Here is an 8,074-nt window from a genome sequence, read left to right on the forward strand (position 1 = left end):
CGCAAAGAAAGCATGCTGGTACGGGCGGTGCGCTGGTACCAACGCCACATCTCAGCCGCACGTCCCCCGCGGTGCCGCTACGCACCGAGCTGTTCGGCCTATGCGATACAAGCCATACAGATTCACGGGACCGGCAAAGGTACACTTTTAACCGTGTGGCGCTTGCTACGGTGCAACCCATTGACGAAGGGCGGCGTAGATCGAGTGCCACCACCGGGTCAGTGGCCAAAGAAACCATTGGACCAAGATGAGCTTCTCGAGCTTTACGCCAAAGAAGACGCGTTAGACGATAAGAACAACGCTACGGGCAGTCCCAACCAGGATCGTCCAATAGCGTGAGGAGAAACTAAGTGGATACAATTCTCGCTCCGTTTATGTGGGCGGTCTCGTGGGTGATGTACGGCATCCACGAAGGACTCGTACTCCTGGGTATGAACCAGGGCGCCGGGCCGGCGTGGGTATGCGCCATTGTCGGCCTGACCATTGTGGTTCGTCTGCTCATCTTGCCGCTGTATAACCGGCAGATTCGTGCTTCGCGGGCGATGCAGGTGCTGCAACCCGATATTCAGAAGCTGCAGAAGAAGTACAAGGGGAAGCGGGATCAGGTGTCCATGCAGCGCCAGCAGGAAGAACTGCAGGCGCTCTACCGCAAACACGGGGCCTCCCCCATGGCCTCGTGCTGGCCGATGCTCGTGCAGATGCCGATTCTTTTCTCCCTGTACCGGGTGCTTATTAACTTCCCCTCCATTGCGACGGGTAAGCGTGGCCCCATCGGGCCGATTACGCAGTCGGTTGCGCAGGACTTCGAGGACACCACGTTCTTCGGTGCTCCTATGTCCGCCACCATTTCCACCGCGGGTCAATTTGCTAATGCCACCCAGGTGCGGATTGTCGCCGTCGTTCTTGTTGTCATCATGATCCTCAGCATGTTCTGGACGCAGCGTCAGCTCATGACGAAGAATATGCCGGAACAGAAGGATCCGAATAACGCGGCTCTGCGCATGCAACGCATGATGCTCTACGGTATGCCGCTGATTTATGTCTTCTCCGGTGCGGTGTTCCCGGTGGGTGTGCTCATCTACTGGTGCGCCGGTAACCTCTGGAATATGTGCCAGCAGAGCTGGTTCATTCGGCACAATCCCACCCCCGGTTCGCGGGCCTATATCGAGCGGGAAAAGCGCATTCTGGAAAAGCGTAAGCGCAAGGGACTCACCGATGAAGAGATTGCCGAACTGGAAGCTGAGGAGCAGAAGGGCGGCCAGCGTTATCAGCCGATGAGTAAGGAACGCGCGAAGAAAGCCGGGCTGAGTCCCGATGCGTATATGCCGCGGCCGGAAGATGAGGGCGACGACGATAAGCCCGCCGTCGGTAAAGATGGTTTGACGGATGAAGAACGTGCTCGGAAGCGCTACGAACGCCGGCAGGCTGAACGGGCTCGCGCCCGCGCCAAGAAGAATAAGAAAAACCGCGGTAAGTAACACGCGGCTACCGGTGTAGAACAAGCTAAACTTAGTCAAAGAAAAGGAACGGACGGGTTGCGCAACATCTTGGCAGCCCCAGAAGGGGATCCCCCGGATACCAGGAGAAAGAATGAGCGAAACGTCTGAGGATATTAAGAAGCTTGATCGCGAAGGCGATATTGCGGCTGACTACCTCGAAGAACTGCTGGATATTGCTGATCTCGACGGCGATATTGATATTTCGATTGACGAAGATCGTGCCACGATTGCCATTGTCACCGAGGGTGAAGCCGATGAGCGGCTGCGGCGCCTGGTGGGCCGGCACGGTACGACCCTCAACGCGCTCCAGGATTTGACCCGCCTTGCGGTTCAGGAAAAAACCGGGGAACGCTCGCGTCTCATGCTGGATATCGCGGGCTACCGCGATGAGCGGCGCGCCAAGATTGAAGAAATCGCTGCCGAAGCTATCCGCGAGGTACAGGAAACAGGCGACGAAATCGAGTTGGATCCCATGAATCCCTTCGAGCGCAAGGTTGTGCATGATGCTGCCGCCGCTGCTGGACTTGTGTCCGACTCCGAAGGTGTAGGCGCGGGGCGTCACGTGGTTATCAAGCCCGCGGACGAGGATTAATACGCATACATGGCGGAAGAACATCCTATGATCGAGGTTCCTCCTGCCGCCGGTGCTGAACACTTCGGCACGGCGACATGGGGAACCTTGCTTCATTTTGCGCGCCTGCTTGAAGAGGAAGGCGAGGTACGCGGGCTGGTGGGTCCGCGCGAACTGGGTCGCTTATGGTCCCGTCACCTTCTCAATTCGCTAGCTATTGAGGAATTCATCCCCGCGAATGCCACGGTGGGTGATGTGGGTTCCGGGGCTGGTTTTCCGGGGATCGTATTGGCGATTGTGCGGCCGGACGTTACCGTGACTCTGATTGAATCGATGGAGCGCCGCACCGAATGGCTACGCTACGTGGTGGGCGAATTAGGCTTGCGAAATGTCAAGGTGCGCACCGCCCGTGCGGAACAGCTCAAAGGTCGTTTCGCTGCGGATATTGTGACTGCCCGCGCGGTGGCGGCTCTCAAGAAACTACTGCCTTGGACGATGCCGCTGGTCAAACCCGGGGGGCGTTTGGTCGCTCTCAAGGGTGAGCGCGCCGCCCAAGAAATTGACGACGCCGCAGCGCAATTGCAGCGTTACGGCGCCGTGGAGGTGACAGTGCACGCGGTGGTTCCCTTCGGAACTGCGGAGGCTACCCGAGTTGTGGAGGTAACTAAAAAGGCGTCCTAGCGGGGTAGTTCCTTGGCTTGAGTCATAGGTTGAGGAGCTTCGGAGGCCCATATAACGAACATATGTTCGGTCGGTATCGGTAATGCTTAGATTGCGGGAGTGGTGGCCGTGACCCAGCTGACGACGGCACTGAGGACGCTTGATAACGGCTAGAATATTCTGAGGTAAGGAGGGCGTTATTTATGAGTGATCCCCGGAAAAAAGTTGGACGTCGTGCTGCACCGAGTTCGGCACCTGCCCCTGCACCACAGGATCGGGACACTCCGATCGCCCGTGAACTTCGCGAAGATTTCAAGCGCCTTAAGAAGGTAAAAGCGAGTAAATTCCAGAAGCCGGAGCACACTCGTGTTGTTGCGGTGACTAACCAAAAGGGTGGCGTTGGTAAAACCACGACCGCTGTTAATATGGCGGCAGCCCTTGCTCTTAATGGCATGCGAGTGTTGCTTGTTGATGCTGATGCACAGGGGAATGCTTCGACCGGCTTGGGAATTAGCCCGCAAGAGGAACGTACTGACGTTTACGAAGTATTCAAGGGTGAAGCGAAGCTCGAGGATGTTCTTATTCAACTTGAAGACATCCCGAATCTCTACGTGGCGCCCTCGAGTATCACCTTGGCCGCGGTTGATTTTGAATTAGGCCAGGTACCTGGGCGGTACTCTATTTTGCGCGAGGCGATCCGGGAAACTATGGATAGTTTTGCGGCGCAGGGGAAGGCCTTTGACTTTGTATTCATTGACTGCCCCCCGAGCATGGCGTTGTTACCGGTAAGTGCATTGGTCGCGGCTGATGAGGTGCTGGTTCCTATTCAGGCAGAGTTCTATGCTCTCCAGGGTGTAGCTCAATTGGTACAAACGGTTGAGGATGTGCGTTCGTCACGAAACGAGAAGCTGCATATCTCGGCATTTATCGTGACCATGGTAGATACTCGCACAAATCTTGCGAAAGACGTATCGGAAGAAGTGCGTTCACACTTCGGTGACCGGGTGCTTCACACGGAGATTCCCCGATCTGTGGCGGCGGCGGAAGCGCCGTCTTTCGGGAAAAGTGTTCTCACCCATGACCCCCGAAATCGCGCTGCCATCGCCTATCTTGCGGCAGCAAAAGAATTTTCAGCTCTCTCATAGTTAGGAATCATCGTGGCAACTCGTAAACGGCGCGGTTTAGGTAGTGGACTCGGGGCCCTCATTCCACCGGAACAGGCAGAGAATACTGAAAGCCCAATCGACATCTTTTTCGGAACTGTGAAGAAGAAGGATGAGAGTTCGCATAAGGATGAGGATTCGGAGAGTTTCAGCAGCGGTCAAGGTGGTATTCTGTCTGCTTCGGAGGAAGATTCCTTGCCCGCGGCGGATGTGCACCAGAAGGATCTCTCCGATGAGGTTAGTCCCTTAGACCTTGGATACGGCACAGCAGGAGAGAATGTTTCACGTGAAACATCGGGCGGCTCTCGGCGTGTAGCTTCGAAACAATCTGCTGATATGCCAAAGAAGAAACCTGCCAGTAAAAATTCCAAGACTGATGGCGTCCTATCAGAATCAAAGAGTGATAGTGGAGCGGCTGGCAATGTTTCACGTGAAACATCGGAGGACGCTGACCTTGTTGCGGTTCCCGGTGCGACCTACGGCGAAATTGATATAGCTATTATTGTTCCTAATCATGCACAGCCTCGTACCAATTTCGACGAGGATGATTTAGAGGAGCTTGCACAGTCGATTAAGGAAGTGGGCGTTCTTCAGCCCATCGTTATTCGGCCACTGAGTGAGCCTTTGGATAATCAGCCCGATGCGCGGTATGAGCTCATTATGGGCGAACGCCGCTGGCGTGCGAGCCAACGGGCTGGCTTAACCCATATCCCCGCTATTATTCGGCGTACCTCAGATGAAGATGTACTGCGGGACGCTCTTCTCGAGAATTTACACCGTGCAGATCTAAATCCGCTAGAAGAGGCTGCTGCTTACCAGCAATTACTAGAGGATTTCCAATGTACTCAGGATGAGCTCGCGAAGAGGATTGCGCGGTCACGCCCGCAAATTACTAATACGTTGCGACTTTTGAAGCTCCCCGCTTTGGTACAACGGAGAGTTGCGGCGGGCGTGCTATCTTCAGGGCATGCACGTGCGCTTCTTGGTCTCGCTGATGCTGGCGCTATGGAACGCCTCGCCCAACGGATCGTTGCGGAAGGACTTTCCGTTCGTGCGGTGGAAGAGATTGTCGCCCTCGGTGATGAATCAACGCCGGCGGCGCCGCGCCGAGCTCGGGTCAGGCGCTTTGAACATGAGCTAAGTTCCGTGGCCAACCAATTGGGTGATCGCCTCAATACGCGGGTCAAAGTCGATATGGGCCGCACGAAGGGAACTATGCGAATCGATTTTGGTTCTCTCGAGGATCTCAATCGGATTTTGAGCGTTCTGGCACCAGATGTGGAGGGCGTCAATCTTCCTCATGAAGATAGTGGCGAAGCATAAAGGCTGAGCTTTCTTGTTACAGGGCAATGTTTCACGTGAAACATTGCCCTGATTTATATTCTAATGTCGACAACTTGGCATTTCTTAGTTCTTTGTCGTGGTGCTTGGTGAGTGGCGGTACTTCCCTCATGTTTCACGTGAAACATATCCGATGCTGGCTTTAAATCGGTGATGATGCTGTGATTATGGAATAGCGCTAATGGCGGGTTTAAAGGAAGGGGGCAATGTTTCACGTGAAACATTGCCCGCTCCATGGGGATATCCCCAATATAACCATTGTTACTACTTTGCCATATCAGGAAGGTCTTCCGGTTCACTAAGATCTCGTCCAGCGGCACGGTGCAAAATTTGCAGGTAGAGAGATTCGGGAGTTGTCTCTGTGTCTCGCGCGTATGCTTCAACAGCTTGGGGAAGCAACGATGTTTCCGTCATGCCCGGAGCGATATTCACGTCGATAACGTACGGAATGCCATCTTTTACGATGAGGTCAATACGGGAAACATCGCGAAGCCGAAGAGTGGTATGCGCTGTGAGGGCAGCATCTGCAACTCGGATTTTCTCTTCTTCGGAAAGGCGCGCAGGTACGTAGTACTTAGCGCGCCCGGCGAAGTAGCGTGCATCGTAATCATAGGGTCCATCGGTTTCGATTTCTACCGGCGGTAGCGCGATGGGACCGTTAGCTCCGTCAATAACGGAAACGGAAACTTCAGTTCCTGCAATAAAGGTTTCGACATGTGCCTCTTCCCCATAAGCAAAGCAATCAACCATGGCACGAGGAAGATCACCAGCTTTATTAACGATGGTTACTCCCAGGGCCGAGCCTCCCAAATTAGGTTTTACCACCAAGGGGAAGTCATAGCGTTCCCCAAGAAGCTCAAGGATAGGTGCCACCCCGACTTCTCGGAAAAGAGCTTCCGGGAAGCTCACTGACCACGGAACGGCAAGTCCGGCATGGCGCAAAAGCGATTGTGCAACCGTTTTATTAGAGGCGATGCGGGCGGCGTTCGCCGTCGACCCTACAAAACGGTACCCGCTAAGAGAAAGCAGATCTTGAAGCGCGCCATCTTCTCCGGTCGCACCATGCACCAACGGCCAGACCACCGTAGGATTCATGGAGTTGAGACGCTGGAGCAAGGTCGCGTCAACATCGAGAACCTTGACCTGGGCACCCGCTTCGCGTAGCAGTGTTGCGACCCGCCGCCCCGAACTCAGCGACACATCGCGTTCGTGTGTAAGACCACCGGCAAGAATAGCAACGGTAAGAATATTGTCCATTTTCCCTCCGGATTTCACTCTACTCATCGTCTTTGAGAATCGATAGCAATCAAATTACTTCGTTGCCCGTGGCGAGGAATCATCCACACCGAACATCTGAACCAGGTCATTTTCCTGGCCGATAACTTCTCCGAGCCTCCGAACGCCTTCCGTAATACGTTCCGGGGTTGGGTAGCAGAAGGACAACCGCATATGATCCGAACCTTGACCGTCAGCAAAGAAAGCGGTTCCCGATACATATGCGACCAGGTTCTTCACCGCACGAGGAAGCATCTCATGCGCATTGAGACCGTTAGGAAGTTTCACCCAGGTGTAGAAACCACCCCGAGGTTTATTCCACGTGCACATGGGCATGTATTTCTCAAGAGCTGCTTGCATAGCTTGACCACGCTCAGCGTACATACCCCGATATTCCTTGACCTGCTGATACCAGTCGTAGGTGCGCAGATATTCCGCGATGGCAAGCTGACCAAAAGTGGTTGGACACAGGATCGCATTTTCAGCGGCGAGGGTGAGACGCGCGCTCAGCGCAGCAGGTGCCAATGCCCAGCCGACGCGGAATCCCGGTGCGAAAGTTTTGGAGAAGGAACCCAAGTACACCACGCCATCCGGGTTGAACGTTTGGATAGCAGGGATGGGATCGCCATCAAAACCAAGCAGGCCATAAGGGTTATCCTCGACGATAAGAACATGATGCTTATCGCAAATATCAGCGATACGCCGGCGGCGTTCCTCGGATTGGCTCACCCCGGCAGGGTTGTGGAAATTGGGGATGGTGTAGAGGAACTTAATTGGCTTTCCAACGGCTTCAAGATCCTTAATCGTTTCTTCAAGCTGCTCGGGAATCAGGCCATTGGCATCCATCTCTACGTGCACCACGTGAGCTTGGTACGCCCGGAAAGTTCCCAACGCTCCAACGTAGGAGGGAGCCTCAGCAATAACCACGTCGCCCGGATTAATAAAAATCTGGGAAACGAGATCAAGGGCCTGTTGACTGCCGGTCGTAATATTGATGTCGTCCGGATGAGCACGAATACCTTCGGGGCGCATGACTTCCACGATCATTTCGCGGAGTTCTTCCGTTCCTTGGCCACCGCCGTACTGTAGCATTTTAGCGCCATTATTACGGATGAGCCGTGCGGTCATATCCGCGAGGAAGTCTAAGGGGAGACCGCTAATATTTGGCATACCCCCAGCAAGAGACACTACTTCGGGACGATTTGCGACGGCGAAAAGCTGACGAACCTCGGATTGCTTCATTCCTAAAGCTCGATCAGCGTAAACATTGTACCATGGATCAAGTCTGGTAAATCCGGGACCGGCGTGCTGCTCGCCCATACGTTCTCCTTCTCTTTTAACACACTAAGTGTGCCACGCTCGGGGCCGCGATAAAACAATGTTCGCAGGTGTGCTTTGCGCATCACTTTATTGCGGAGCCGAACGCGCTGAGTTCTTAGGTTGCGTCCGTTAGTGTGGTGTATCTGTATCCCGCGGTGATCCTCGTGTCGGTATACACAAAGGCGACCATCGCGGGTACCTTTCGAATCAACTCCTACCTATCCTCGAAAGGAGATACCCCGCAA

The 8,074-nt window shown here is 54.4% G+C and carries 8 protein-coding genes; 6 read left to right on the top strand and 2 right to left on the bottom strand.

Annotated features, from left to right (window positions below):
* The first annotated feature begins 12 nt into the window (after positions 1–12).
* From yidD to DDD64_RS03805, 6 genes are all read left to right on the top strand, one after another.
* The gene (gene yidD, locus DDD64_RS03780; protein ID WP_126135100.1) at positions 13–339 is read left to right on the top strand and encodes a membrane protein insertion efficiency factor YidD; all 327 of its coding nucleotides are present in this window, start codon (positions 13–15) and stop codon (positions 337–339) included.
* 11 nt (positions 340–350) lie between these two features.
* Positions 351–1,478, top strand: coding sequence for a membrane protein insertase YidC (yidC, locus tag DDD64_RS03785; protein WP_126135093.1), 1,128 nt, complete (start codon positions 351–353; stop codon positions 1,476–1,478).
* Between the two features lie 112 nt (positions 1,479–1,590).
* Positions 1,591–2,091 (top strand): Jag family protein, encoded by a 501-nt coding sequence (locus DDD64_RS03790; protein ID WP_126135094.1) that lies wholly within the window; start codon positions 1,591–1,593, stop codon positions 2,089–2,091.
* 27 nt (positions 2,092–2,118) lie between these two features.
* A complete protein-coding gene (gene rsmG / locus DDD64_RS03795; RefSeq protein ID WP_126135101.1) occupies positions 2,119–2,751 on the top strand; it encodes a 16S rRNA (guanine(527)-N(7))-methyltransferase RsmG in 633 nt (210 codons plus the stop codon).
* Between the two features lie 182 nt (positions 2,752–2,933).
* Positions 2,934–3,875, top strand: a complete 942-nt coding sequence (locus DDD64_RS03800) for a ParA family protein (protein ID WP_126135095.1) — start codon at positions 2,934–2,936, stop codon at positions 3,873–3,875.
* Between the two features lie 12 nt (positions 3,876–3,887).
* Complete coding sequence (locus tag DDD64_RS03805; protein WP_126135096.1) at positions 3,888–5,216, top strand: ParB/RepB/Spo0J family partition protein; 1,329 nt, start codon at positions 3,888–3,890, stop codon at positions 5,214–5,216.
* Between the two features lie 282 nt (positions 5,217–5,498).
* On the opposite strand, the gene DDD64_RS03810 is transcribed toward DDD64_RS03805, so the two are convergent.
* Together DDD64_RS03810 and DDD64_RS03815 are read right to left on the bottom strand one after the other, a co-directional pair.
* Complete coding sequence (locus tag DDD64_RS03810) at positions 5,499–6,518, bottom strand: D-alanine--D-alanine ligase family protein (RefSeq protein WP_241227358.1); 1,020 nt, start codon at positions 6,516–6,518, stop codon at positions 5,499–5,501.
* A gap of 27 nt (positions 6,519–6,545) precedes the next feature.
* Positions 6,546–7,829: an aminotransferase-like domain-containing protein gene (locus DDD64_RS03815; protein WP_126135097.1), complete on the bottom strand. Its 1,284-nt coding sequence runs from the start codon at positions 7,827–7,829 to the stop codon at positions 6,546–6,548.
* Positions 7,830–8,074: the final 245 nt, after the last annotated feature.

The organism is Actinotignum sanguinis, from assembly GCF_003957255.1.
In the GTDB taxonomy this organism is placed as follows: domain Bacteria; phylum Actinomycetota; class Actinomycetes; order Actinomycetales; family Actinomycetaceae; genus Actinotignum; species Actinotignum sanguinis.

Bases quoted from the DNA above. Each gene is read 5' to 3' on its own strand.
- yidD (WP_126135100.1), top strand. From the start codon at position 13: ATGCTGGTACGGGCGGTGCGCTGGTACCAACGCCACATCTCAGCCGCA.
- DDD64_RS03790 (WP_126135094.1), top strand. From the start codon at position 1,591: ATGAGCGAAACGTCTGAGGATATTAAGAAGCTTGATCGCGAAGGCGAT.
- rsmG (WP_126135101.1), top strand. From the start codon at position 2,119: ATGATCGAGGTTCCTCCTGCCGCCGGTGCTGAACACTTCGGCACGGCG.
- DDD64_RS03800 (WP_126135095.1), top strand. From the start codon at position 2,934: ATGAGTGATCCCCGGAAAAAAGTTGGACGTCGTGCTGCACCGAGTTCG.
- DDD64_RS03810 (WP_241227358.1), bottom strand. From the start codon at position 6,518: ATGAGTAGAGTGAAATCCGGAGGGAAAATGGACAATATTCTTACCGTT.
- DDD64_RS03815 (WP_126135097.1), bottom strand. From the start codon at position 7,829: ATGGGCGAGCAGCACGCCGGTCCCGGATTTACCAGACTTGATCCATGG.